This window comes from Streptomyces sp. NPDC044044, from assembly GCF_056434405.1.
The window spans coordinates 101,290-126,543 of the sequence record NZ_JBWKFG010000002.1; the positions used below are offsets into that span (position 1 = coordinate 101,290).

A 25,254-nucleotide genomic window follows, 5' to 3' on the forward strand; every position below is an offset into this window, starting at 1 on the left:
TCGAACTCGCGGGGGGTGTGGGCGCGCAAGCGGTGCGCGTACGTCATCACGCACATCGCCCCACCCCGCCCTGACCGCTGCCGAGGGCGCCGCTGCCGACGCGGCCGCCCTCCTTCGCGAAGGTCGAGAAGTAGTCGATCGAGGTCATGGTCAGAAGTCCCAACCCTCGTCGTCCGCCGCCGACTTGGCATCGTCGGCGCTCTCTTCGGCGGTGGCGAACGCGTCGCCCGCCATGCCCGCCGCGAGCGTCGTGCCGTCCGCCGGGTCGATCAGGAGGAAGGAACCGGTGCGGCGCGACGCGGCGTACGCGTCAACGGCGATCGGCTCCGCGGTGCGGATGACGACGCGGCCGATGTCGTTGGCCACCAGCTCGCCGGGGGCCGGGTGCTGGGAGAGGTCGTCCAGGGTGAGCCGCGAGGGGATCTCCTTGACGATCGCCTTGACCGTGCGCGTGGTGTGCTTGAGCAGCACCCGCTGGCCGACGGCGAGCGCGGTGTCCGCGACATGGCAGACCGTCGCCGTGAGGTCCTGCGAGATCGGCGGCTGGTCACCGCTCGGCACGATCAGGTCGCCGCGCGCGATGTCGATGTCGCTCTCCAGGAGCAGCGTCACGGACTGCGGCGTCCAGGCGACGTCCACCGGCTCGCCCAGGAGGTCGATCCCGGCGATCTTCGACGTCTTGCCCGAGGGAAGCACGGTCACGGACTCGCCGACCCGGAAGGTGCCCGCCGCGATCTGCCCCGCGTAACCCCGGTAGTCGGGGTGCTCGGCGGTCTGCGGGCGGATCACGTACTGGACGGGCAGGCGCGCGTGGCAGGAGGTCAGGTCGTGGCTGACCGGGACCGTCTCCAGGTGTTCGAGGACGGTCGGGCCGCCGTACCAGTCCATGTTGGAGGACGGCTCCACCACGTTGTCGCCGGCGAGCGCCGAGATCGGGATCGCGGTGATCTCCGGTACGCCCAACTCACTGGCGTACGCGGTGAATTCCTCGGCGATCTTCGCGAAGACGGTCTCCTCGTACGCGACGAGGTCCATCTTGTTCACGGCGAGCACGACGTGCGGGACGCGCAGGAGCGCGGCCACGGCGGCGTGCCTGCGGGTCTGCTCGATGACGCCGTTGCGGGCGTCGACCAGGACCACGGCGAGGTCGGCCGTCGAGGCACCGGTGACCATGTTCCGCGTGTACTGCACGTGGCCCGGGGTGTCGGCGAGGATGAACCGGCGCCGCGGGGTCGCGAAGTAGCGGTAGGCGACGTCGATGGTGATGCCCTGCTCGCGCTCGGCCCGCAGGCCGTCGGTGAGCAGCGCCAGGTCGGGCGCCTCCTGGCCACGGCCCAGCGAGACGCGCTCCACGGCCTCCAGCTGGTCGGTGAGGACCGACTTGGAGTCGTGCAGGAGCCGCCCCACCAGGGTGGACTTGCCGTCGTCGACGGACCCCGCGGTGGCGAACCGCAGCAGGGTGGTGGCCGACAGCTGCTCGGTGGAGAGCGGCTGCGCCTTGTCGGGTTCGGTGGTGCTGGTCATGTTTAGAAGTACCCCTCGCGCTTGCGGTCTTCCATCGCGGCCTCGGACATCTTGTCGTCGGCGCGGGTGGCGCCGCGCTCGGTCAGACGGGAGGCGGCGATCTCGGTGATGACGGCGTCCAGCGTGGTGGCGTCGGAGTCGACGGCACCGGTGCAGGACATGTCACCGACCGTGCGGTAGCGGACGAGCCGCTTCTCGACCGTCTCGTCGTCCTTGGGGCCGCCCCACTCGCCGGCGGTCAGCCACATGCCCGAGCGCTGGAACACGTCCCGCTCGTGCGCGAAGTAGATCTCGGGGAGCTCGATGCCCTCGCGGGCGATGTACTGCCAGACGTCCAGCTCGGTCCAGTTGGAGATCGGGAAGACGCGGACGTGCTCGCCGGGAGCGTGGCGGCCGTTGTACAGCTGCCACAGCTCGGGGCGCTGACGGCGCGGGTCCCACTGCGAGAACTCGTCCCGCAAGGAGAAGACGCGCTCCTTGGCGCGGGCCTTCTCCTCGTCGCGTCGCCCGCCGCCGAACACGGCGTCGAACTTCTCGCTCTGGATCTTCTCGGTGAGCGGGACGGTCTGGAGCGGGTTGCGCGTGCCGTCGGGACGCTCGCGCAGCTTGCCCGCGTCGATGTAGTCCTGCACGGAGGCGACGTGGAGGCGAAGGCCGTGCTGGGCGACGACGCGGTCGCGGTATTCAAGGACCTCGGGGAAGTTGTGCCCGGTGTCGACGTGCAGGAGGGAGAAGGGAATCGCCGCGGGGGCGAAGGCCTTCAGCGCCAGGTGCAGCATGAGGATCGAGTCCTTGCCGCCGGAGAAGAGAATCACCGGCCGCTCGAACTCGCCCGCCACCTCGCGGAAGATGTGCACCGCCTCGGACTCCAGCGCGTCCAGGTGGCTGAGCGCGTACGGGCTGTCGGTGCCCTCGCTCACGGTGGCCACGGTCGTGGTCATGCCAGACCCCTTTCGATGAGCAGCGCGCGCACGGCCGCCGCGGACTCCTGCACGGTCTGGTCCTGGGACTCGATGCGCAGATCGGGTGACTCGGGTGCCTCGTAGGGGTCGTCGACGCCCGTGAGTCCGGAGATCTCACCGGCCGCCTGCTTGGCGTACAGACCCTTCACGTCGCGTACGGAGCAGACCTCCACCGGCGTGGCCACGTGGACCTCCAGGTAGGGCGTGCCGCCCGTCTGGTGGCGCTTGCGCACCGCCTCGCGGCTGTCCGCGAACGGCGCGATCACCGGCACCAGGACCTTCACGCCGTTGCGCGCGAGCAGTTCGGCGACGAAGCCGATGCGCTGCACGTTCGTGTGCCGGTCCTCGCGGCTGAAGCCGAGGCCCGCCGAGAGGAACTCGCGGATCTCGTCGCCGTCGAGCACCTCGACCCGGTGGCCGTCCTCGCCGAGCTTGCCCGCGAGTTCGTAGGCGATGGTGGTCTTGCCCGCGCTGGGCAGACCCGTGAGCCAGATGGTGGCTCCGGTGGTCACGTGCTTCTCCGATACGTGTCGGGGACCGGCCGCTGTCCGAGACCCTGTCGGCTCTGTCAGCTCTGTCGGCTCTGTCATCAATGGATCCCGCACTCGGTCTTGGCGTTGCCCGACCAGCGTCCGGCGCGTGCGTCCTCGCCCTCCAGGAGGCGGCGGGTGCAGGGCGCGCAGCCCACGGAGCCGTAGCCGTCCATGAGGAGGGGGTTGGTGAGGACGCCATGCTCCAGGACGTAGGCGTCCACGTCGTCCTGCGTCCAGCGGGCGATCGGGCAGACCTTGACCTTCTGGCGCTTCTCGTCCCAGCCGACGACCGCGGTGTCGGCCCGGGTCGGGGACTCGTCGCGGCGCAGGCCCGTCGCCCACGCGGCGTACGAAGTCAGGCCCTCCTCAAGGGGCTTGACCTTCCGCATGGCGCAGCACAGGTCGGGGTCGCGGTCGTGCAGCTTCGCGCCGAACTCGGCGTCCTGCTCGGCGACCGTCTGCCGCGGCGTGAGCGTGATGACGTTGACGTCCATCACGGCGGCGACGGCGTCACGGGTGCCGATGGTCTCGGGGAAGTGGTAACCGGTGTCGAGGAACACGACGTCCACGCCGGGGCGGGCCCGCGCGGCGAGGTGGGCGACGACGGCGTCCTCCATCGAGGAGGTCACGCAGAAGCGCTCGCCGAAGGTGTCGACGGCCCACTGCAGGATCTCCAGCGCGGACGCGTCCTCCAGGTCCCGCCCGGCCTGCTCGGCGAGAGCCTTCAACTCGTCGTTCGTACGCTGCTCTGTGGTCTGAACGGTCGTCATATCTCTTCCCCTCCACCGCTGTTCTGCTGAACTCCCTGGGCGAGGAGCCCGAGGAACTTCAACTGGAAGGCTCGATTGCACGCGGCGCATTCCCATGCGCCGTGACCGGTCTCGTTCGGGCGCAGGTCCTCGTCGCCGCAGTAGGGGCAGTAGAAGGGGGCGGCACGTTCGCTCACTTCAGTGCCTCCTCGCTCGCACGGGCCACCCAGGTGGCGAAGCGCTCGTCGTCCGCGCGCTCCTCCTGGAAGCGCGTGAGGACCCGCTCGACGTAGTCGGGCAGCTCGGCCGAGGTGACCTTCAGACCGCGGACCTTGCGGCCGAACCCGGCTTCAAGGCCGAGCGCGCCGCCCAGGTGCACCTGGAAGCCCTCGACCTGGTTGCCCTCGTCGTCCAGGACGAGCTGGCCCTTGAGGCCGATGTCGGCGACCTGGATACGGGCGCAGGCGTTGGGGCAGCCGTTGATGTTGATGGTGATCGGGTGGTCGAACTCCGGGATGCGGCGCTCCAGTTCGTCGATGAGCGAGGCGCCGCGCGCCTTCGTCTCGACGATCGCCAGCTTGCAGAACTCGATGCCGGTGCAGGCCATGGTGCCGCGCCGGAAGGGGGAGGGAGTGACCCGCAGATCGAGGGCTTCGAGCCCGGCGACGAGGGACTCCACCTGAGCCTCCTCCACATCGAGCACGATCATCTTCTGCTCGGCGGTGGTGCGCAGGCGGCCCGAGCCGTGGGCTGCCGCGACGTCGGCGATCTTCGTGAGCGTCGTGCCGTCCACGCGGCCGACGCGGGGGGCGAAGCCGACGTAGAAGCGGCCGTCTTTCTGCTTGTGCACGCCGAGGTGGTCGCGCCAGGTGCCGGTGGGCTGCTCGGGCGCGGGCCCGTCGACGAGCTTCCGCTTCAGGTACTCGTCCTCCAGGATCTGCCGGAACTTCTCCGGGCCCCAGTCGGCGACGAGGAACTTCAGACGGGCGCGGGTGCGAAGGCGCCGGTAGCCGTAGTCACGGAAGATGCCGATGACACCGCCGTACACGTCAGGGACCTCGTCGAGCGGCACCCAGGCACCGAGCCGGACGCCCAGCTTCGGGTTGGTGGAGAGCCCGCCGCCGACCCAGAGGTCGAAACCGGGGCCGTGCTCGGGGTGGTCGACCCCGACGAACGCGATGTCGTTGATCTCGTGCGCGACGTCGAGCTGGGGCGACCCGGAGATCGCCGTCTTGAACTTGCGCGGCAGGTTCGAGAAGTCGGGGTTGCCGATGAAGCGGCGCTGGATCTCGTCGATGGCGGGGGAGCCGTCGATGATCTCGTTCTCGGCGACTCCGGCGACGGGCGAACCGAGGATGACGCGGGGCGTGTCACCGCAGGCCTCGGTCGTGGAGAGCCCCACGGCTTCGAGCCGCTCCCAGATCTCGGGAACGTCCTCGATGCGGATCCAGTGGTACTGCACGTTCTGCCGGTCGGTGAGGTCGGCGGTCCCGCGCGCGAATTCCTGCGAGATCTCGCCGATGACGCGCAGCTGCTCGGTGGTGAGGCGTCCGCCGTCGATCCGCACCCGCAGCATGAAGTACTCGTCGTCCAGCTCCTCCGGCTCCAGGATCGCGGTCTTGCCGCCGTCGATGCCCTGCCGACGCTGGGTGTAGAGCCCCCACCAGCGCATACGCCCACGAAGATCGTTCGGGTCGATGGAGTCGAACCCGCGCTTGGAGTAGATCGTCTCAATGCGTGTCCGCACATTGAGACCGTCGTCGTCCTTCTTGAACTGTTCGTTCCCATTGAGCGGCGTGAAGTGGCCTACGGCCCACTGGCCCTCACCACGGTGACGGCTCGCCTTGCGCCGGGGCGCGGCAGTCGTGGGTTTTTCAGGGGTGGCAGCCATGGCTATACGTCCTTCAAGGCGGGCTGAGGGCGGCTCTGACCTGCACACTTCGCGCCAGGGGCGCGGCGGTGCGCAGATAAGTGGTCAAGCAGAGAGAGTCGTCGGCGCTGGTGCTGTCAGCTCGCCGGACACATGGCGCTGGACATGCGGCAGAGATCGACGTGACGTCGACTCACCAAGGCAATTCCAGTGCGATCCATGACGGAAGCGTGTCACGGGACTTTCGACCCAGTCCACCATTATCCAGAATGTGGACGTGATGGTCTCGCATTACGAGACAGTGTGGTGTCGGTCACTTGTCGCAGCCCCGGCAATGGCGCCCCAAAGGGGCGCGGGGAACTGCGCGACCAGCCACGACGGTCCCGCAGTCGACTCCCGCACAGCCGCCCGCAGGGCTACGCGCCGGGCCAGGGGCCAGGCGTGGCTACGTCCGGCTCCTGCTCGACCTTCGTGTCGAACAGCTTGAAGCCGCGCCGCAGGTAATTGTCCATGGCGTGCTCGCCGTCCTTGGAGCAGGTGTGCAGCCACACCCGCTTGGTCGGGGGCAGCTCGGGCCAGCGCTCGGCCAGGTCCCAGGCCCGCCGCACCCCGTACGAGAGCAGATGCCCGCCGATCCGCCGCCCCCGGAAGGCGGGAATGAGCCCGAAGTACACGATCTCGACGACACCGCCCTCCTGCGCCGCCAGCTCCACATACCCGGCGGGAGTCCCCTTGTCGTACGCGACCCAGGTCTCGACGCCCGGCTTCCCGAGCTCCTCCTGCCACTGGGCGTAAGAGAGGGAGAGCCGGTCCGTCCACCGGATGTCGCCGCCGACGGAGGCGTAGAGGAAACGGCTGAACTCGGGGGAGGGGACCTCGGCCCGGACGATCCGTACGTCGTCGCCTTCGGGAGCGGCGGCAGGCAGCAGATCGGTGGGAGCGGTCTGCTCCAGGGACCAGGTGGTGACAGTGAGGCTCATGCAGGTCAGAGAACCATGGGGCGGGGGTGAGGGCCAAGGCGGGCCTGCCTCGACGCCGTCCCCGGGCGGCGGTGCGACTGCGGGCGGTCAGCCGCACTCAAGGCTCCGGCACCCTCCGCGCCTCGCGCACCGCGGGAGCCGTCGAATGCGGCAGCAGGTTCGCGGGGCGCTCGGGCAGGATCACCTCCACGTCCACGTCCTCCGGGAAGCGGTAGGGGCGGTGGGCCAGGAGCCCGCCCAGGTAGCGGCGGACCCGGGAGATCTCGGCGCGGACCGTCACCGTGCGCGCCGGGTCGCCGAACATGTCCTCGGCGAGGCCGGAGGCGCTGCGGCCCTTGGGGTGGGTGGACAGGAGATAGAGCAACTCCGCGTGCCGCGGGCTCAGTTCCTGCGTCCAGCCGCCCGCGCCACCGCCCTCGACGGTGACCGACCAGCGGCGCCGCCCGCTCACGTCGAGGATCAGGCGGGTCGGGGTCAGCGGCTGCGGCTCGTCCTCGACGCGCAGCAGCCAGCCGCCGGGCAGCGGCTCCACCGCGCAGGTGCCGAGCGAGGGCAGCCACATGTGCCCGGCGGCCAGCTGCTTGGGCAGGGCGAGCCGGTCCATGTGCGGAGTTCCCGTGACCGCCGCGGTCCAGCCGTGCGCGTCCACCGCGACGGCACGCCCCTCCAGGCGGGCGAGGACCGGCGCCGCCACCGAGCGCAGCCGGCCGAGCGCCGTCAGATGGCTCTCGCGCAGCCGGGCCTCGGCGAGCTTCGCCACCGTGTCGACCAGGGCGAGCATCGCCGGATGCATCGTGTTCAGCGGACCGCTGATGTCGACCACGCCGAGCAGGCGGCCGTCACGGGGATCGGTGATGGGCGCGCCCGTGCACGTCCATGCGTGATGCGTCTCCACGAAGTGCTCGGCGGAGAACACCTGCACGGGCCGGCGCACGACGAGCGGTGTCCCTATGCCGTTCGTGCCGACGATGCTCTCGGCCCAGTCCGCGCCCAGCTCGAAGCCGAGCGAGTCCGCCTTGCGCAGCACCGTGGAGTTGCCCTCGCGCCACAGCACCCGGCCCTCGGCGTCGCAGACCACCATGATGTGGTGCGCCGTGTCCGCCACGGAGACGAGCGCGTCCCGCAGCACCGGCATGATCTCGGTCAGAGGCGAGGCGCGGCGCCGCTCCTCCAGCTCCTCGTAGCTGAGCAGCCGGGAGCGGAAGTCGTGGTCCGGATCCACCCCGTCGAGCAGCATGCGCCCCCAGGACTCCTCGATCACCGGACGCGGAAGCACGGGCGGCTGCTGTCCGGTGAGCGCCGCGTGGCGGACACCCGCGAGCAGTCGCGCGGCCCGCGCGGAGTCCATGGCGGAGATCTTCGCGAGGCTGATCGTCGAAGTCGCGTTCATCACCGGGTCCTTCCCGAGCAGGGCCTGTGCGTCGGGGGGTGTCCACCCATCGTGCCCCCTCGGCGCACGCAAGGGTATTAGTTCAGTAATGAACCGATGTAGTTCAGCAATGAACGGATGTAGTTCGGTGTGAACCGACGGGCGGTTCGGTGATGAACCGATGGCGGCTTGCAACGGTCTGCAACTCTCGCGAACAGGAGTGCGGCGGCCGAAGCTGATGTCAACGCCGCTCAGGCGGCGTTCATGCTCCGCAACGGGGCTTGAACGCGGGGGTGGTGCCGTGTCGGCGCAGCACCACCCCCGTGACTCCCTCCGGTCCCTACCGGCCCTTCCCCGTCGCTTCTAGTGCCCTCCGGGCGCGGCCCGCTCCACCACGGAGGCCAGATCGAGGGTGTGCGGCAGCGTCCCGAACGCCGAGCCCCAGTCTCCGCCGAGCCGCGAGGCACAGAAGGCGTCGGCCACCTCCGGGGGCGCGTACCGCACGAGCAGCGAACCCTGGAGCACCAGCGCCATCCGCTCCACGAGCCGGCGCGCCCGCGCCTCGATGCCGTCCAGATCGGCCAGTTCGGTGAGCAGCCCCTTGATCGCGCCGTCCAGGCGGTGATCGGCGCCGCGCGCGAGGCCGACCTCCTGGAGGAAGGCGTTCAGGGCCAGCGGCTCGCGCTGCAGCGCACGCAGGACGTCCAGGGCCTGTACGTTGCCCGAGCCCTCCCAGATCGAGTTGAGCGGCGACTCGCGAAGGAGCCGCGGCATGCCCGAATCCTCGACGTAGCCGTTGCCGCCGAGGACCTCCAGGGCCTCCACCACGAGCGGCGTGCAGCGCTTGGTCACCCAGTACTTCGCGGCGGGCACCGCGATCCGCAGGAACGCCCGCTCCTGTTCGCCCCCTTCGTCGTACGCCGCCGCGAGCCGCAGCGCGAGCGTCGTGGCCGCCTCCGACTCCAGGGCCAGATCCGCCAGGACGTTGCGCATCAGCGGCTTGTCGACGAGCTTGCCGCCGAACGCCTCGCGGTACGTGGCGTGGTGCACGGCCTGCGCGACGGCCTGGCGCATGATCGCCGCCGAGCCCACGACACAGTCGAGCCGCGTGGCCGCCACCATCTCGATGATGGTGCGCACCCCGCGTCCTTCGTCGCCGACCCGGCGCGCCCACGTCCCGTCGAACTCGACCTCGCTCGACGCGTTCGACCTGTTGCCCAGTTTGTCCTTCAGGCGCTGAATGGCGAACGTATTCCGGGTGCCGTCCTCAAGGACACGCGGCACGAGGAAACAGGTGAGTCCCTCGTCGGTCTGTCCGAGTACGAGAAAACCGTCGGACATGGGCGCGGAACAGAACCACTTGTGCCCCGTGAGTTCATAGGTGCCGTCTTCCGCGAGGGCGCGCGCACGCGTCGTATTTGCGCGCACATCGCTGCCGCCCTGTTTCTCCGTCATTCCCATCCCGAAGAGCACTCCGGCCTTCTGGGACGCGGGCCGAAGACCTTCGTCGTAGACAAGAGAAGTGAGCTTGGGCTCCCACTCGGCGGCGAGCGCGGGATCGGTCCGCAGCGCGGGCACCGCCGCGTGCGTCATCGACAGGGGGCAGCCGTGCCCCGCCTCGACCTGCGTCCACACCAGGAATCCGGCAGCGCGCCGCAGATGGCCGCCCGGCCGCGACCAGGCGGTCGTCAGGCCGTGCGACACGGCCTTGCCGAGCAGCCGGTGCCACGAGGGATGGAAGGCGACTTCGTCGATGCGATTCCCATAGCGGTCATGGGTGTGCAGAACGGGCGCTTTCTCATTGGCGAGCACTCCCCATTCCTGTGCCTGGACCGAGCCCGCCGTGCGCCCGAGTTCGGAGAGTTGCTCACGAGCGGTACCGAGAAGGGCGGGATCGAGATGCCGTTCGACTCCCTCTGTGAGAGCGCGGTCGGACGTAAAGACGTCATATCCCACCAGGGGCGGAGCCTGGTTGGTCACTGTGTGGGTGGTGGCTGCCATGCCGCTACGGTAAGGAGGTGCACCAGGCAAATGAAACACCCGGGAGGCCGTCCGGCCGCTGGCACCGGGCCCGCGCTCTCTACAGCAACGTCTCCAAGCGCAGGACTGCCTGGCTGCTGCTCAAGGACACGGTCAACTCGTGCGTGGAATACCGCATCCTGGGCCTCGCGGCCGAGGCGGCGTTCTTCACCCTCTTGTCCGTGCCGCCGCTGCTCCTGAGCCTGATCGGTCTGCTCGCGTACGTGGACCGCTGGACCGGCGCGAACACGATCGCCAGCGTCGAGAACAACATCCTGGAGGCGTCCCGCACGGTCCTCTCCGACAAGGGCGTCAGCCAGATCGCGCAGCCGATACTGGAGGACGTGATGCGGGTCGGCAGGCCCGACGTCATCTCGATCGGTTTCCTCTTCGCCCTGTGGTCGGGCTCGCGCGCCGTGAACGTCTTCATCGACACGATCACGGTCATGTACGGCCTGGACGGCGCACGCGGCATCGTCAAGACCCGGCTGCTCGCGTTCGGCCTGTTCATCGTGGCGCTCCTGATCGGTTCGGTGGCGCTGCCGCTGATGGTGGCGGGGCCCGACGCGGTGGTGAAGCTGGTGCCCGGCTCCACGACGGTGGTGCAGGTCCTGTACTGGCCGGTGGTGACACTGCTGTCCGTGGTCTTCCTGACCACGCTGTACCACGTGTCAGTGCCGGTGCGCTCGCCCTGGGTGGAGGACATGCCCGGTGCGCTGATCGCCCTGGGGATGTGGGTCCTGGGGAGCTTCCTGCTCCGGATCTACCTGACGAGCACGGTCGAAGGACCCACGATCTACGGTTCGTTGGCGGCGCCCGTGGCCGTGCTCCTGTGGATAGGGGTGTCGGCGTTCGCGGTCCTGGTCGGGGCCGCGGTGAACGCGGCGATCGACCGGGTGTGGCCCTCCGTCGCCACGGCGGCCGCGAGGGCGGCCAACGACCGGATCAGGGAGGCGCGGGCGGTGGAGGTGGTGGCCCGCGCGGCCGCCGCCCGGGAGGCTTCCGCGGACCCGGACGACCAGGACATGCCGTCCGAGTTCCCCGAGCGGTGGTCGCGGTTCCTGCCCCCGGACGATGTCTCCTCGCGGCTGCGGACGCATGTGAAGAAGAACGGGGGCGGCGAGGAACCGCCGCCGGAGTAAGGGAAACGCAGGCCGGGCCGGAAGTATCCGGCCCGGCCTGCGTCTTACGGCCCTTCCGGCGATCGAGGACGAACCCGGCGAAGCCGGTGATCGACGGTGCGCGAGGCTCCGGAGCCACTCACACCTTCCAGACGCCGGCGTGCTCCCTGGCGAAATCGGCGAAGTCACGCGGCTCCCGCCCCAGGATCTCCCGCACCCCCTCCGAGAGCCGCGCGTTGCGCCCGTCCAGGTTCGTCTCGAACAGCTCGATCAGGAACTCCGTCTCCTCCTCCGGAACCCCGAACTCGGCGAGAGCACCCCCGTACTCCCTCGCCGACACGGGGACGTACCGGATCTCCCGCCCCGAGGCCGCCGCGATCTCGGCCACCGCGTCGCGGAACGACAGCAGGCGCGGTCCCGACACCTCCACCACCCGTCCCGCGTAACCCGAGTCGGGGCGGAGCACCGCCACCACCACGTCCGCGATGTCCCGCGTGTCGATGAACGGTTCGAGCACCTCCCCGCCGGGGAACACCAGTTCCCCTTCGCGCATGCCGTCGAGGAGATGGCCCTCGCTGAGGTTCTGGGCGAACCAACTCGCCCGTACGACGGTCCACTCCGCTCCGGACTCCCGCACCGCCCGCTCGGTGGGCTCCGCCTGGTCCTCGCCCCGCGCGGACAGGAGCACGATCCGCCGCACACCGAGCTCCACCGCCTGCCGGGCCAGCGCACCCACCGCGTCGCCCGCGCCGGGCGCGCCGACGTCCGGCTGGTAGGCGAGGTACGCGGCGTCCGCGCCCCGCAGCGCGTCCTCCCACGTCGAGGGGTCGTACCAGTCGAACCGCACCGCGCCCGACCGCGAAGCGGCCCGCACCGTGTGGCCCGCCGCCTCGGCGGCCTCCGCGACCCGGCGCCCTGTCTTGCCGGAAGCGCCCGTGACCAGGACCGTCATGTTCTGAGTGGTCCCTGTGCTCTGTGTGTTCAGCGCGTTTTCTGTCATGACTTCAGTGAACTGGCCCGCGCCACAAGGAGCCATCCGTCAGGGACTCACCCCCATACGCGTGCGTCTACGCTTCCGGTATGGACGTACTCGCAGGCTTGCTGGAGGGCCCCCGCGCGCGAGGAGCCTTCATGATCCGTGCGTGCTTCGACCCGGCCTGGTCCGTGCGCATCGCGGACGAGGCGCCGCTCTCGGTCATGATCATGGTGCGGGGCACCGCCTGGATCGTGCCCGACCACGGCGAACCCCAGCTGATCCGCCCCGGAGACGTCGCCGTCGCGCGCGGCCCCGACCACTACACCGTCGCCGACGACCGGACGAGGAAGCCCCACGTCGAGATCCGGCCCGGCGAACGCTGCGTGCCCCTCGGCGACACCCCGGCCGAGCAGTACCGCGACCTCGGCCGGCGGACCTGGGGCCAATCGCCCGACGGCGCGGCGGAGATGCTGATCGGCACCTACCAGGCGCGCGGCGAGATCACCGGTCGGCTCCTCGACTCGCTGCCCCCGCTCCTGATCCTGCCCACCGAGGTGTGGGACTGCCCGCTCACCCCCCTGCTCGCCGACGAGATCGCCAAGGACGAGCCGGGGCAGGACGTCGTGCTCGACCGGCTGCTCGACCTGCTGATGATCGCCACCCTGCGCGCCTGGTTCTCCCGGCCCGAGGCGGAGGCCCCCGCCTGGTACCGGGCGATGGGGGACCCGGTCGTCGGGCAGGCGATCCGGCTGCTCCAGGACGACCCCGCGCACCCCTGGACCATCGCGGTGCTCGCCGCGAAGACGGGGGTCTCGCGGGCCGCGCTCGCCCGGCGGTTCACCGAGCTCGTGGGCGAGCCGCCGATGGCGTACCTGACGGGCTGGCGGCTCGCGCTCGCCGCCGACCTGCTGCGGGACACCGAGCAGACCATCGCCGCGATCGCCCGCCGTGTCGGGTACGGCAGCGCGTTCGCGCTGTCCAGCGCCTTCAAGCGGGTGTACGGGGTCAGCCCGCAGGAGCACCGCTCACCGGCCGCGTAGCCCCCGTGCGGCGTAGCCTGGAAGGCGTGTCGCACGAGACCGTCGAGTACGCGGAGCGGCCGTCCCTGGTCCCGGGCGCGGTCCTGTGGACGCGTGCCGGCGGCGGTGCGGACCGTGCCGTGTACCCCGTGCTTCCCGACGGCTGCATGGACCTGCTGTGGAGCGGCGGCAGGCTCCTGGTCGCCGGACCCGACACCCGCGCCTACCGCCCCGATGCGGACCCCACCGCCCGGTACGTGGGCATCCGCTTCTATCCCGGCACCGCCCCCGCCTTCCTCGGCGTGCCCGCGCACGAGCTGCGCGACCGGCGCGTCGACCTGGCGGACCTGTGGCCGTCGGCCGACGCGCGCCGCCTGACCGAGCGCATGGACGCGGCCCGCGACCCGGCGGCCGTCCTGGAGTCCCTCGCCGTGGCGCGCGCGGGCGAGAGCGAGCCGCCCGACCCGCTGCTCGCGCACGTCGTCAAGGCCCTGGAAGCGGGGCGGTCCATCGCGTCGACCGCCGACGAGGCGGGCATCAACGCCCGCCTCCTGCACCGGCGTTCCCTTGCCGCGTTCGGCTACGGCCCCAAGACGCTGGCCCGTGTCCTGCGGCTGCAGCGCGCGCTCGCCCTGGCCAGGGGAGGCCTGGCGTACGCGGAGACCGCGGTCGTCGCGGGCTTCGCCGACCAGGCCCATCTGGCGCGTGACGTCAAGGAGTTGGCGGGGATGCCGCTGGGCGAACTGCTCAGCCGGCGGCCGGACTAGGCTCCGGACCGGAGAGCCGGACTATGCGGCAGGGCCGCCCGGCAGCGGTGCGAACAGGTCGACGCCGTTGCCGTCCGGGTCGAGGACCGAGGCGTACCGCTGGCCCCAGAAGGCGTCCCACGGCTTGAGCTCACCGTGATACCCGGCGCCGACCAGCTCCTCGTACGCCGCGTCGACGCCCTGGGGCGTCTCGCAGTGGAAGGCGAGGCCGATGCGGCCCGCGCTCTGCGGCGGCTCCCAGTTCTCGTCGAAGGAGCGGATGGTCTCCTCCGTGTCGAACGCGATGCGCAGACCGCCGGGGAGCGCCGCCTCGACATGCGGCTGGCCCTCGGAACCCTCGGGGAACTCCAGGCCCAGGCGGCGGTAGAAGGCGAGTGTGGCGGCCATGTCGGAGACGACGATGCCGACGAGGTCGAAACGGGGTGTGATCTTCGTGTTCATGCTTCGCAGCGTAGACAGTCGCCGTCGGCCCGTCTTGAAGAAAACGGACCGTGCGTAGGGGCACCGCGCAAACGGACGCCGCGCCACTCCTTGCCGCCGCCCGCGCACGGTCGTACATGTGCAGGAGGTCCACAGCACGGGGGCGAGGGGAGCTGACCGCCATGTCCGCCACGTCTGCCGCCGTGCCCGCGTCGCCCGATCTCGACAAGCACCACCCGGCAAGTCCGGTCCGTCTGGAGGTGCGGGACGACGACGAGGTGCTGTCCCGCTGGCTCTGGCTGGTGAAGTGGCTGCTCGTGATCCCGCACCACGTCGTCCTGTTGTTCCTCTGGATCGCCTTCCTGCTCGTCACCGTGGTCGCGTTCTTCGCGATCCTGATCACCGGCGGCTATCCACGCGCGCTGTTCGACTTCAACGTCGGTGTGATGCGCTGGACTTGGCGCGTCGAGTACTACGCGTACGGATCGCTCGGCACCGACCGCTATCCGCCCTTCTCGCTGCGCGAGGTCGCCGACTACCCCGCTCACCTGGACATCGCCTACCCCGAGCACCTCTCCAGGGGACTCGTCCTCGTCAAGAGCTGGCTCCTGATCCTGCCGCAGCTCCTGGTGGTCGGTCTGTTCACGGGCGGCATGCGCGTCAGCTTCGGCCTCGCCGGGATCATCACCTTCTTCGCGGGCGTGTCCCTGCTCTTCACGGGCCGATACCCCCGCGGCATGCACGAACTCAACGTCGGTCTGCACCGATGGGCCGCGCGCGTCCTGGCCTATGGCCTGCTGCTCACGGACGTGTACCCGCCGTTCCGCCTCGACCAGGGAGACCGGGAGCCCCTTGGCTGACTGTCCCGGTCCCCGAATCCTCGCTACGGTGGGTGCCATGGACTTGCCGAGCGACAACCGACTGGCGGCTGCCGTCGTGGCGCACCGCGGGCGTGTGCTGCTCGTGCGGCGCAGTGAGACCGAGCGGTTCCTGCCACGGGTGTGGGGCGTCCCCTGCGGGAAGCTGGAGCCGGGCGAGAGTCCGCTGGACGGGGTGCTGCGGGAGCTGAAGGAAGAGACGGGACTGCGCGGCGAAGTGCTGCGCAAGGTCGGCGAGTCGTCCTTCGTGAGCCGGTATCGCGGGCACGAGGTCAAGAACTGGCAGGACAACTTCCTGGTGCGGCCGCTGAGTCTTGAGGTGTCGCTGCCGCATCCCGACCAGGACCACCGCTGGCTCGCCCCTGCCGACCTCGGCACGGTCGAGATCGACGACTACAACCTGGACATCGTGCGGCAGGCGTTCAGCGGCTGAGCAGTTCCGCGAGCGACTCCAGCTCCGCCAGGTACTCCTTCACGTCCATCGGCCGCTTGACGACCGCCTCCGCGCGGCCGCCCACGCCTGAGCCCGAGTCGGTCGCGTCGGCGAACACGTCCGTGTACCGCCGCCGCCCCGCACCCGTCTCCAGGAACAGGGTCACCGCCGTCCCCGCCGATGCGCACCACGCGCGGTGCAGGGCGTACGACGGCAGTCCGTAACCGCTGCCCGTGCCGTACTCCGCGGTCTGCGTGAGCCGCAGCCGCGCCGGGCCCGCCGGCTCCAGGAGCCAGTGGCCCTCCACGTCCGACAGGGATTCCCTGAACCAGGACGCCGCGATGCCGCTCTCGCCCGGTTCGGCGGTGTTGCGCAGCGGCTCGTACAGCTCCATGCCGAGCGTGCCCCGCACCACGTAAGAGGCAAGCGGCGAGCGGTGGTTGTGGATGTCCTCGCGGCCCGCCGAGCGCGTGCCGGGGTGCCAGACGTGCGCGCGCAGCATGTGCCCCGGGCCGCCGTCGATCAGGAGCAGCTTGTCGAATCCGAGCACGTGGCGGTACGAGAGGAGCGCGCAGGCCGAGGGGGCGCCGACGCCCGACGCCAGTTCGCGCACCAGGTCGAAGAGCCGTCCGGGGGAGCCCAGTTCGGCGACGACCGCACGCGCCGCCCGCACCAGCTGGTCCTCGGGCAGCGCCGCGTCCAGGGTCCCTTCGAGAAGATGCCGGGCCCTGTGGACGTGCCGACCACCCATGCGGTCACTCTCCCCCTCGGTCGCGAGCGCGCCGCCGGGGATCAGCAGCCCGTGGATCGGTCGCCCGTGGATCAGCCGCCCGGCTGATACATCCATACGGCATGCGCCCGCAGCGCCGAAAGCCCTTGATAGGTCATCCACATCGGGCGGCCGAGATCGTACCCGTCCCAGTTCCAGATGCCGTCGTCCTGCTGGCGCCACACCGCGCCGACCGCGCCGGCCACCAGCGCGTGCCACGCCTCCTCGCGGCCCTCCTCCGCCGCGATCTCCCAGGCGCCCGGCGTGAGCAGCGCCCGCATCATCCAGGCGGCGGTGAAGTGCCGTACGGAGAGCACCTCTTGGCGCCAGGAGTCGACCGGATGCGGGCGGCGCACCTCCTCCTGGGTGTTGCGCAGGTCGGCGCAGTCCTCGTGGGCGGGGGCCGGGCAGGCGAGCAGCCAGCGGATGCCGTCCTCGCGGGCGGCGCGGGTGTTGTTGTCCTCGCCGAGCACGCGGGCCGCGCGGTCGAGGGCGACCACCGCCTGAGCCGTGTGCACCGCCGACGGGCGCGTGACCGGGGCGCGCAGGGCGGGGCCCCAGCAGCGCCGGTGCTCCCGCAGGGGATCGGTGACCGTACGGTCGACCAGCTCGGCCCGCAGCCGTGCCAGGTCGGGGGAGTCCGGCGCCGCGCGCAGCAGTCCGCGCAGCATGGTGGTCACGACATGGGTCCTGCCGAGGCCGGACGGTTCGAGCTCCTCGGTGAAGCGTGCCGCGCACTGCGCCGCCTCCTCCGCGAGGCGCCCCGGATCCGCGCCCGCCCGCGCGAGCGCGCCGAGCACGAGGGCGGTCACCTCGGGTCGCGGTGTCGACCCCTGCGAGCGCGCGGCCCAGCCGCCGTCCGCGAGGCGGAGGCGCCACAGGGTCTCCACCAGCTCGGAGGCTCTCAACCTCCCGTCGTGCACGCCGAGTTCGAGCACAATGTGCAGTCCGTACGCGGTGCCGGTCGGGGTGGGCCGCACCGGCAGCGTCGGCTCGTCGAGGGCGTGTGCCCAGCCGGTGAGGCGGCCGCTCCCCGGGGCGTCGACGGTGGCGAGCTCCGCGGTGAGCGTGGCATACGTGGCGGCGGCGAGCCGCGGGAACGGGCCGGAGGCGGGCGCGGCCCGCGGCCCCGGAGGTGCGGGCCGCCGGGTGCTGCCGTCCGCGTCCGCCCTGGCCCGGATCAGCGCGGCGGCCAGCCAGGCGGCGACGCCCGTGCCGATGCCGCTGACCGCGGCGATCGCATAGCGGGCGGTGTCGCCGGAGATCGAGTCCGGCAACACGCCCACCAGGGACTGGAACACCGCGTACCCCGTGGCGGCGCAGCCGAAGCCGCCGAGCCACCCCACGAACCGGCCGGGGCGTGAGTCGCCCGGCGGGGGAGGAGGGGTGAACGGTGGCCTCAACGGACTGCGGCCCAGCCGCGGTTGTGACAAGGGGTGCTCCCTCCCCCCAAGGCGGCACGTGGTTCGACGGTGACGTCCAGTCTAGTGCTGAGTCACCGGAAAACCCCGGTCAGAGCGAGGTTCGCTCCGGCGGAGGTCCTACCGGTGGCGGCACCTGGGGTGTGGCGTCGCGGCGCGAGAAGGTGAACGCGAACTCGGCGGGTGCCGCGTGGAGTTGGTGCTGCGGCAGCACCCCCGGCCCACAGGACTGCGAGCCGATGCCGTGCTGCCCGTGGTCGAGATGGACCCAGACCGTGTCGCCGGGCACCAGATCCGTGCGGTGCGTGGCCGCGTCCAGCTGCTCGGTGGTCCAGCGGCGCGCCGTGAACCAGAAGGCGGGCTCACCGACCACGCGCACCCCCGCACCGTCGAAGCCCGCCCGCAGCTCGGCCCAGCGGACGTCCGCGCGGGCGCCGTTCTCCTGCGGGCGCACATAGGGGGTCTGCATCCGGTCGACCTGCATGAACCAGGTGCCGATGCCGGAAGCCGCCGCCGTGTCCGGATACGCCTCGTGGGGACCACCGCCGAACCAGTGCGCGACTCCGTACGCCGCCGGAAGGCCGAGCCGGACGCCGAGCCGGGGCAGCGGCACGGTCCACTCGCCCTCGGGCATCACGGACACGGTGAGACGCAACTGGGTGCCGTCGGAGGTCCAGCGGTAGACGGTGCGCAGACCGATGTCGCGTGCGGCGGGTGCCACGCGGGTGCGGACGGTGAGCGCTTCGTCCGTCAACTCGACCGCGTCCAGGCGGTGTTGCATCCGGTGCAGACCGAGCTCACGCCAGACGAGCCCGTTGCGCTGCCCGCCCTGCCAGGAGGCTCCGTTGTCGTTGTCGGTGGGGGCGCGCCAGATGTCCAGGCGCGGCGCGCTGGTCAGGGGGATGTCGTTCAGGGTGCGCAGCTCACCGGTGCGGGAGTCGAAGGTGCCGGGGCCGAGGGTGATGAAGTCCCCCTCACGCTGCGGGCGTTCGCCGGTCGCGGCACGGATGGCGGGTCGTGGCGAGACGCGGAACTCGGCCCGCGCGACGCCGTGGTCCAGCTTCGTCCAGTTCGTCGTCGTGACGCCCACCGTCGCCGTCAGGTGCAGGAAGGTCTCGGCGTCGCGGCTCGCCAAGGGTGGATCGGGCAGCTTCAGCTCGACGGATTCACCGGGGCCGAGCTCCGGCGGCACGGCCAGCTCTCCGGCCGCGTAGGCCTCGTCGTGGTCGCTGATGTACGTCCACTCGAAGGACAGATGCGAGAGGTCCGCGAAGTCGTGCAGATTGGTGACCCGGACCGTCCCCGCGCCCGCGTCGTACGCGAAACCCACCGGCTGGATGACCCGCATGTACGCGTCGAGCCCCGGCGACGGCATCCGGTCGGGGAAGACCAGGCCGTCGCAGACGAAGTTCCCGTCGTGCAGCTCCTCGCCGAAGTCGCCGCCGTAGGCGTAGCCGAACTCCGGGTGCGCGAGGCCGTGGTCGATCCACTCCCAGATGAAGCCGCCCTGGTTGCGCTCATGGGCGTCGAACAGCGCCTGGTACTCGCTCAGGCCGCCGGGGCCGTTGCCCATCGCGTGACCGTACTCGCAGAGGATGAAGGGGAGTTGGCGTCGTGACCGCGGGCCTTCCGTGTCCTCGCGTCGGCCGATGCGCTCGACCTCGGCGTGGTCGGCGTACATGCGCGAGTACATGTCGGTGTCCGCGCAGGTCGCGTCGCCCTCGTAGTGGATGAGGCGGTCGGCGTCCCGTGCGCGGATCCAGCGCGCCATGGCGGTCAGGCCGCGGCCCGTCCCGCACTCGTTGCCGAGGGACCAGATGATCACCGAGGCGTGGTTCTTGTCGCGCTCGACCATGCGGGCGGCGCGGTCGAGGAGGGCGGGCGTCCAGCGGTCGTCGTCGACCGGGTTGCCGCGCCACCCCTGCTCGGTGAAGCCGTGGGTCTCCAGGTCGCACTCGTCGATGACCCACAGGCCGAGCTCGTCGCAGAGGTCGAGGAAGGCGGGGTGCGGCGGATAGTGGCTGGTGCGCACGGCGTTGATGTTGTGCTGCTTCATCAGCAGGACGTCGGTGCGCATGGTGGCGAGGTCGAGCGCGCGGCCCGTCTCCGGGTGGAACTCGTGCCGGTTCACACCGCGGAACAGGATCCGGCGGCCGTTGACCTTGATGAGCCCGTCCTCGACGGCGACCGTACGGAAGCCGATCCGCAGCGGGACGCGCTCACCCGCCGTGGCCAGGACCCCGTCGTACAGGCGGGGCGTCTCGGCCGTCCAGGGCTCGACGTCCACCGTCACCGACTCGCCCGTGGCGACATCGATGCCCAGCTCGGGCACGCTGACCCAGCCCTCCACATCCGATTCGACCCGCAGTGTCCCCGTCCCCGCGCGGTGGTCGTACGAGGCGTGCGTGAAGAAGTCGAGCGCGCAGCCCTCGGGGCGGTGCAGCAGGGTCACGTCCCGGAAGATGCCGGGCAGCCACCACTGGTCCTGGTCCTCCAGATACGAACCGGACGACCACTGGTGGACGCGGACGGCGAGGACATTGCCCGATGGCTTCAGGAGGTGGCCGACCGTGAACTCGTGCGGAAGCCGGGAGCCCTTGAAGTCGCCGAGCTCCGTGCCGTTCAGCCAGACGCGGGCGCAGGACTCGACGCCGTCGAAGCGCAGCGTCGCGCCGCCGGCGGTCGTCGTGGGCCAGTCGTCCGGCAGGTCGAAGGTGCGCAGGTGGTCGCCGGTCGGGTTCTCGGTGGGAACGCGGGGCGGATCGACCGGGAAGGGATAGACCATGTTGGTGTAGATGGGCGCGCCGTGCCCCTGCAGCACCCAGTGTCCTGGCACCGCCACGGTGTCCCAGGCCCCGGCGTCGTAGCCGTCCGCGGCGAAGGAGTCGTCGGCGGTGTCGGCGGCCGGGGAGAGCCGGAAGCGCCAACTGCCGTTCAGGGAGAGGGAAGTGGCGTCCGACCGTGCGTACCACGCGCGGGGCGGGAGGCTGCCGGTGCCGGGGGATACGTCCTCAAGGTAGGGGAGATCCATGGCTTCCATCAGACAGCGGGGAGGTGGGACGTCACAACCGTCACGCGGCGGGGGTTGTTGGATTCTCGGCGGCGGAGTTGGACGAAAGGTGCATGGGCTGCGGATTTCGTCGTAAGCAGCGGATGGGCTGGTTGTAATTCGTTGAGGGATGGCATTTCGGGCGCGATATCGGTAGCTTGAGGAAGCGTGACCACCAGCAAACAGCGGACCACGCTCTCGGAGACCGACCGCACCCGCCACAGGCGCCTGCGCGAACAGGGCAGCCTGGACCGCGCCGACCTCGAAGCGATCCTCGACGCGGGGTTCATCTGCCATCTGGGCGTCGTGGCCGACGGCCACCCCATGGTCGTGCCCACCGTCTACGGCCGCGACGACACCCAGCTGTATCTGCACGGCTCGGTCGCCAGCCGCAGCCTGGCCGCCGACCCCGGCGCGACGATCTGCGTCACCGTCACCCACGTGGACGGCCTGATCCTGGCCCGCTCCGTCTTCGAGCACGGCGTCAACTACCGCAGCGCGATGATCTACGGTGTCCCGCGCAAGGTCACCGACCCGGACGAGAAGCTGACGGGCCTGCGCCTGCTCACCGAGCACGCGGCCCCCGGCCAGTGGGACTACGCCCGCAGCCCCAGCCGCAAGGAACTCGCGGCGACGACCCTGCTCGCCCTCTCCCTGGAGGAGGCGTCGGTCAAGACGAGCGTGGGCCCTCCGGACGACGGCGAAGGGCCGGACGCCGGGCTCGGCATCTGGGCCGGGAACCTTCCCCTGACGGCCAGTTGGGGCGCCCCGGTCGCCGACCCGCTGCTCCCGCCGGGCATCGCGGTCCCGCCGCACATCGCCGAGCGCGGCGGGACGCGGCACGGCTGAGCCGCGCCAGTCGCTTCAGCCGCGTCAGTCGCGTCAGGGTTTGGCGGAGACAGGCGTCCCGCAGCCGTGCGCCTTCGCCGAGCCCTCCGCGAACGCCTTGAGAGCGGCGCGCTGATAGGCCAGGTCGGCCGGCGTGGGCTTGTCCTTCTCTTCCTGTTGGTACGAGGGCGATTCGGACCCCGGCGGCTCGACGGTGAACAGGGCACGCTCACCGCCCTTCTCGCACTCGGCGCTCACCCAGTAGCCGCCCTCCGGGAGGCGGCCGGAGGGTGCCGCGCCGGGGATGCGGTGCTGCGCCAGGTAGTCGTAGCGGTCCTGGTAGCGATACCGCTCGTCCTGCGCGTACGGGCCGTAGGAGGCGCGCAGCCGATAGCGCCCTCCCACGTCGTCGGTCGACCTGGCGACCGGCAGGCCGTCCCCCGTCACGGTCCCGGGCCCAAGGACACACACCTCGACCGGCGTCCCGCGACGCGCGCCCTCCCACGCCCGCGCGACCTCGGAGCCGCGCTCCGGAAGGCCCCGGCAGGACGCGGTGGCGTCGGCCCGCGGCACCGACTCGTCCGCGTTCACGGGCAGCTCCACCGTGCGCGGGGGCTTGCCCAGGTCGGCGTCGCAGCCCCAGTGGCCGGAGGCGTTCGCCGCCGTGGCGGTGGCGATCCGGGCGAAGGCGGTGCGCTGCCGGGGGTCGTCGAGGGTCACGCCCTCGTCCTCGGCGTCGACCGTGACCAGGAGCCCGCCACGCCCGCGCGCGCAGTCGAGCAGGACGGCGGTGGTGGCCGAGGCCTCGCCGCCGCTGGTCGAGTCGGTGGAGAAGACGCCGTTCCAGCCGGGGCCGACCGCGACCGGCGGCAGGGAGGAGTACACGTCCGGGTAGACCCCGTCGTACTCTCCGGTGACGTCCTCGCGCCGCCGCTCCCGAGCCTCGAGGCCGGTGTCGTCCTTCGCGACCCGCTCCGGCACCGCCCGCACGTTCACCTTCACCGAGCCGTCGCGCGTGGACCTGCCCGTGTGGTGCTCGGTGTCGCGGGCGATCGTGCAGTCCACGCGCAGCGAGGCATCGCTCAGTCCGCCTTCCGCCCGGTCGCGCGTATCGTCCTCGAACGGCCCCGCGCCCAGTACGTCACGCACTTCGGCGGCCGGGAGAACCCCCTCGCAGGCCCCGGCCACCAGACGCTGCGCCACCCACCGGTCGTAGCCCCCGCTGAACCAGAAGTACCCGCCCGCCACCAGCGCGAGGGCGAGCACCGCCCCGGCCGCCGTGGTGAGCTTCCTTCCCGCCCCGGACCGCCAGGTCAGCCCTGCCACTGCTCCACCTCTCCCATGATCTGCGTGTCACGGCAGTGCGAGCGCCGGGGCCAGCCGTCGTCGGCGGCCAGATAGCGGTCGAGCACGGCCCGCGCGTCCGCCGAGATCCGCCGCCATTCCTTCCTGTCCACGACGACCTCGTCCTGGTGCCGGAAGTCGAGGGCGGGCGTGACCGTGACCCGGTGGAACGTCGGCCCGCCGTCGCACACCGACCGCGCCCAGAGTGCGAGCAGCGGATCGTCACCCGGCGTGCCGAACGTCAACCGGCCCTCGGGTCCCCGCTCGTGGCGGCTCTGCTCGGTCCCGGGGACGTGGCCGCTGTCGCCGAAGCTCTCGTACGCTCCCGCCGCGAGGACACCGGACCAGCTCTGGGCGCCCGCCGCCTTGACCTTGAGATCGCCCGCCCAGCCCGCCGTGTCGTCCCACTGTCCGCCGCACGTGCCGGCGCGCTCGCTGTAGACCCTGTCGTTCTCGTCGAACCGCCACTCGCCCCGCGCGAACCTCAGCGCCTCGGGGGAGAGCCAGTCGCAGAGCGCGTCGGCGTTCCTCGGCTTCCCGGCATCGGCCAACGGCCGTGTACCGCAGCCCTGTTCGCGGCTCACCCAGTCGGCGACCCGGACCGCGGTGCGGGACGCCAGGAGCCGGTCGGACTTGGGCATGCCGTACTCGCTTTCGGCGTGCGAGGGCAGATCCACGGAGACGAGCAGGTCCTTCGACGGCCGGACCCGCCCGCTCAGCCCCTTCGGGCACTCGGTGAGCAGGGTGGCCGACACCTGGCCGCCGTCGAGCCGGTCGTCGCTGAAGCCTGTGCCGCCCAACGTGCCGCTCGGCAAGGGCAGTTCGAAGTCTCCGGCCGGTGCTCGGGCCTTGTCGAGCACGGCCTCGGCCCTGACCCGCGCCTGTGCGTCAGGCTCACGGCCGTCGGCGTCACCGCCCCACGACAGCGTGCAGTCGAGCAGCGCCCTGCTCTGCTTGCCCGGCGTCAGCAGCGTGCCGTACTCGTCCAGTACGCCCGCCGAGTCGTCCGGCACGAAGGAGCTCAGCTCATCGGGGAGCAGGCCCGCGCAGGCCCGGGTCAGCTGGTCCTGGTTGGCGGCGATGCGGTCGTCACGCTCCTGCGACTGCGTGACGGCGATCCCGGTGCCGGTGGCCGCGAGCGCGAGGACGGCCACTCCGGAGACCACCAGCCACGTACGTCTCCGGACGTCACGCACCCTGGGCATGGCGTTCCCCTTCCCCGCGAGCCATGTCAGATGACCATCGAGCCGACACGTCGCGATGACATGTCAAGATCAGAGGAGCGACGCTATCAACCGGGGGCAGGCCTCCCGGACGAGGGTCAGGCGAGCTTCAGTTCCCCGGAGATGGCCCGCCGGGCCACCGAATCGAGGGACTCGCCCACGGCGTACGCCCGCGCCCGGATGAGGGCCAGGGCGTCATCGACCGAACGGCCCGTCTGCTGGGACAGCACGCCCGCGGCCTGGTGGACCACGGCGCGGTGATCCGTGCCGCCATAGAGGTCGGGGTCCGCGTCCGGGCCGAGCAGGACGGACTCGGTCAGCGCGTCGGCGACGGCGTCGAACGCCCCGGCCCGGACGAGCTCGGGCGGGGGATCGAAGACGGTGAGTGCCCCGAGACAGCCACCGGGCACCCGCAGGGGAAGCGCGGCGACCGAGCTCAGGCCGAGGGCCGTGAGGCCGGAGCCGTAGCCGGGCCAGCGCCTCTCCAGGTCCGCCCCCGACGCGTGGACCGCACGGCGGCTGCGGGTCGCGTCACGCCCGGGGCCCGAGGTCATGACGTACTCCAGATCCTGGGCGCCGCGCGACCGCCGGTCCGAAGCGGCGACCGCGAGCTGGTTCAGGTCCACCCCGACGAGCGTGAGCGCGGCACTGAGCGTTCCGCAGGCCTCCGCGACCCCGGACATGAACAGGGGGCCGCGATCGTCCTCGCCTCCAGCGCGCGGCGGATCCGCGCGCCCCGCCGACCATGCCCTGACGCGGCGGGCATACGTCTCCTGCAGCCTGGCCGCCGTGCGATGCCGTTCCTCGACCGCGCGGTGCCGCTCGGCCATCGTCGCGTGGAACTCGCGTCCGGACTGCGCGTAGAGCCTCTCGTGCCGCTCGGCGGTCATCGATGCCAGCGCCGCGCGTTCGCCCGCGGAGACAGCACGCTGCCAGGCGGCGTCCGCCCGGCCGTCATCCGCGCACGAACTGCCTTTCATGGCGCTCATGTTCACAGGAT

24 protein-coding genes are annotated in these 25,254 nt (G+C 71.3%); 6 read left to right on the top strand and 18 right to left on the bottom strand.

Annotated features, from left to right (window positions below; genetic code table 11):
• Window positions 1-150: 150 nt before the first annotated feature.
• The 10 genes from AC07AG_RS06230 to AC07AG_RS06275 form a co-directional block, all read right to left on the bottom strand.
• The gene (locus AC07AG_RS06230; protein ID WP_478752406.1) at window positions 151-1,524 is read right to left on the bottom strand and encodes a sulfate adenylyltransferase subunit 1; all 1,374 of its coding nucleotides are present in this window, start codon (window positions 1,522-1,524) and stop codon (window positions 151-153) included.
• 2 nt (window positions 1,525-1,526) lie between these two features.
• Window positions 1,527-2,465 (bottom strand): sulfate adenylyltransferase subunit CysD, encoded by a 939-nt coding sequence (gene cysD / locus AC07AG_RS06235; protein WP_478752408.1) that lies wholly within the window; start codon window positions 2,463-2,465, stop codon window positions 1,527-1,529.
• Entirely contained in the window at window positions 2,462-3,076 is a 615-nt protein-coding gene (cysC, locus tag AC07AG_RS06240) for an adenylyl-sulfate kinase (RefSeq protein ID WP_478752410.1), read from the bottom strand. Before cysC ends, cysD begins: the two co-directional genes overlap by 4 nt.
• The gene (locus AC07AG_RS06245; RefSeq protein ID WP_478752412.1) at window positions 3,076-3,789 is read right to left on the bottom strand and encodes a phosphoadenylyl-sulfate reductase; all 714 of its coding nucleotides are present in this window, start codon (window positions 3,787-3,789) and stop codon (window positions 3,076-3,078) included. The genes cysC and AC07AG_RS06245 overlap by 1 nt, the downstream gene beginning before the upstream one ends.
• Entirely contained in the window at window positions 3,786-3,965 is a 180-nt protein-coding gene (locus AC07AG_RS06250; RefSeq protein ID WP_478752413.1) for a hypothetical protein, read from the bottom strand. The genes AC07AG_RS06245 and AC07AG_RS06250 overlap by 4 nt, the downstream gene beginning before the upstream one ends.
• Entirely contained in the window at window positions 3,962-5,659 is a 1,698-nt protein-coding gene (locus AC07AG_RS06255) for a nitrite/sulfite reductase (protein WP_478752415.1), read from the bottom strand. The genes AC07AG_RS06250 and AC07AG_RS06255 overlap by 4 nt, the downstream gene beginning before the upstream one ends.
• A gap of 116 nt (window positions 5,660-5,775) precedes the next feature.
• Window positions 5,776-5,859 (bottom strand): putative leader peptide, encoded by an 84-nt coding sequence (locus tag AC07AG_RS06260; RefSeq protein ID WP_323178717.1) that lies wholly within the window; start codon window positions 5,857-5,859, stop codon window positions 5,776-5,778.
• Window positions 5,860-6,054: 195 nt separating this feature from the next.
• On the bottom strand, window positions 6,055-6,618 hold the full coding sequence (locus AC07AG_RS06265) for a GNAT family N-acetyltransferase (protein WP_478752417.1): 564 nt from the start codon (window positions 6,616-6,618) through the stop codon (window positions 6,055-6,057).
• Between the two features lie 97 nt (window positions 6,619-6,715).
• Window positions 6,716-8,008, bottom strand: coding sequence for a GAF domain-containing protein (locus AC07AG_RS06270; RefSeq protein ID WP_478752419.1), 1,293 nt, complete (start codon window positions 8,006-8,008; stop codon window positions 6,716-6,718).
• Between the two features lie 342 nt (window positions 8,009-8,350).
• Window positions 8,351-9,988, bottom strand: coding sequence for an acyl-CoA dehydrogenase family protein (locus tag AC07AG_RS06275; RefSeq protein WP_478752421.1), 1,638 nt, complete (start codon window positions 9,986-9,988; stop codon window positions 8,351-8,353).
• Between the two features lie 17 nt (window positions 9,989-10,005).
• Here AC07AG_RS06275 and AC07AG_RS06280 point away from each other — a divergent pair, with 17 nt between their 5' ends.
• The gene (locus AC07AG_RS06280; protein ID WP_361054391.1) at window positions 10,006-11,148 is read left to right on the top strand and encodes a YihY/virulence factor BrkB family protein; all 1,143 of its coding nucleotides are present in this window, start codon (window positions 10,006-10,008) and stop codon (window positions 11,146-11,148) included.
• A gap of 118 nt (window positions 11,149-11,266) precedes the next feature.
• Here the strand turns inward: AC07AG_RS06280 and AC07AG_RS06285 are convergent, their stop codons facing one another.
• A complete protein-coding gene (locus AC07AG_RS06285; protein WP_478752424.1) occupies window positions 11,267-12,127 on the bottom strand; it encodes an NAD(P)H-binding protein in 861 nt (286 codons plus the stop codon).
• A gap of 80 nt (window positions 12,128-12,207) precedes the next feature.
• Here AC07AG_RS06285 and AC07AG_RS06290 point away from each other — a divergent pair, with 80 nt between their 5' ends.
• Window positions 12,208-13,143, top strand: a complete 936-nt coding sequence (locus AC07AG_RS06290) for an AraC family transcriptional regulator (RefSeq protein WP_478752426.1) — start codon at window positions 12,208-12,210, stop codon at window positions 13,141-13,143.
• 26 nt (window positions 13,144-13,169) lie between these two features.
• A complete protein-coding gene (locus AC07AG_RS06295) occupies window positions 13,170-13,889 on the top strand; it encodes a DUF6597 domain-containing transcriptional factor (protein ID WP_478752427.1) in 720 nt (239 codons plus the stop codon).
• 21 nt (window positions 13,890-13,910) lie between these two features.
• Here the strand turns inward: AC07AG_RS06295 and AC07AG_RS06300 are convergent, their stop codons facing one another.
• Entirely contained in the window at window positions 13,911-14,330 is a 420-nt protein-coding gene (locus AC07AG_RS06300; RefSeq protein ID WP_478752429.1) for a VOC family protein, read from the bottom strand.
• A gap of 161 nt (window positions 14,331-14,491) precedes the next feature.
• Between AC07AG_RS06300 and AC07AG_RS06305 the strand changes: the two genes are divergently transcribed.
• Together AC07AG_RS06305 and AC07AG_RS06310 are read left to right on the top strand one after the other, a co-directional pair.
• A complete protein-coding gene (locus tag AC07AG_RS06305; RefSeq protein WP_478752431.1) occupies window positions 14,492-15,169 on the top strand; it encodes a DUF4389 domain-containing protein in 678 nt (225 codons plus the stop codon).
• Window positions 15,170-15,206: 37 nt separating this feature from the next.
• Window positions 15,207-15,620 (top strand): NUDIX hydrolase, encoded by a 414-nt coding sequence (locus AC07AG_RS06310; protein ID WP_361054409.1) that lies wholly within the window; start codon window positions 15,207-15,209, stop codon window positions 15,618-15,620.
• Here the strand turns inward: AC07AG_RS06310 and AC07AG_RS06315 are convergent.
• The 3 genes from AC07AG_RS06315 to AC07AG_RS06325 all read right to left on the bottom strand — a co-directional run bounded on the left by AC07AG_RS06315 (window position 15,610) and on the right by AC07AG_RS06325 (window position 20,841).
• On the bottom strand, window positions 15,610-16,371 hold the full coding sequence (locus AC07AG_RS06315) for a hypothetical protein (RefSeq protein ID WP_478753897.1): 762 nt from the start codon (window positions 16,369-16,371) through the stop codon (window positions 15,610-15,612). The genes AC07AG_RS06310 and AC07AG_RS06315 overlap by 11 nt on opposite strands.
• A gap of 71 nt (window positions 16,372-16,442) precedes the next feature.
• On the bottom strand, window positions 16,443-17,822 hold the full coding sequence (locus AC07AG_RS06320) for a hypothetical protein (RefSeq protein ID WP_478752434.1): 1,380 nt from the start codon (window positions 17,820-17,822) through the stop codon (window positions 16,443-16,445).
• 79 nt (window positions 17,823-17,901) lie between these two features.
• Entirely contained in the window at window positions 17,902-20,841 is a 2,940-nt protein-coding gene (locus tag AC07AG_RS06325; RefSeq protein WP_478752436.1) for a glycoside hydrolase family 2 TIM barrel-domain containing protein, read from the bottom strand.
• A 186-nt stretch (window positions 20,842-21,027) separates the two neighbouring features.
• On the opposite strand from AC07AG_RS06325, the gene AC07AG_RS06330 reads away from it, so the two are divergent.
• Window positions 21,028-21,708, top strand: coding sequence for a pyridoxamine 5'-phosphate oxidase family protein (locus AC07AG_RS06330; protein ID WP_478752438.1), 681 nt, complete (start codon window positions 21,028-21,030; stop codon window positions 21,706-21,708).
• A 33-nt stretch (window positions 21,709-21,741) separates the two neighbouring features.
• Here the strand turns inward: AC07AG_RS06330 and AC07AG_RS06335 are convergent, their stop codons facing one another.
• The 3 genes from AC07AG_RS06335 to AC07AG_RS06345 form a co-directional block, all read right to left on the bottom strand.
• A complete protein-coding gene (locus AC07AG_RS06335; RefSeq protein ID WP_478752440.1) occupies window positions 21,742-23,013 on the bottom strand; it encodes a hypothetical protein in 1,272 nt (423 codons plus the stop codon).
• Window positions 23,001-24,236 carry a hypothetical protein gene (locus AC07AG_RS06340; protein WP_478752442.1) on the bottom strand — a complete coding sequence of 412 codons (1,236 nt, stop codon included), beginning with the start codon at window positions 24,234-24,236 and terminating at the stop codon, window positions 23,001-23,003. The genes AC07AG_RS06335 and AC07AG_RS06340 overlap by 13 nt, the downstream gene beginning before the upstream one ends.
• Before the next feature lie 116 nt (window positions 24,237-24,352).
• Window positions 24,353-25,243, bottom strand: a complete 891-nt coding sequence (locus AC07AG_RS06345; RefSeq protein WP_478752444.1) for a GAF and ANTAR domain-containing protein — start codon at window positions 25,241-25,243, stop codon at window positions 24,353-24,355.
• Window positions 25,244-25,254 lie beyond the last annotated feature (11 nt).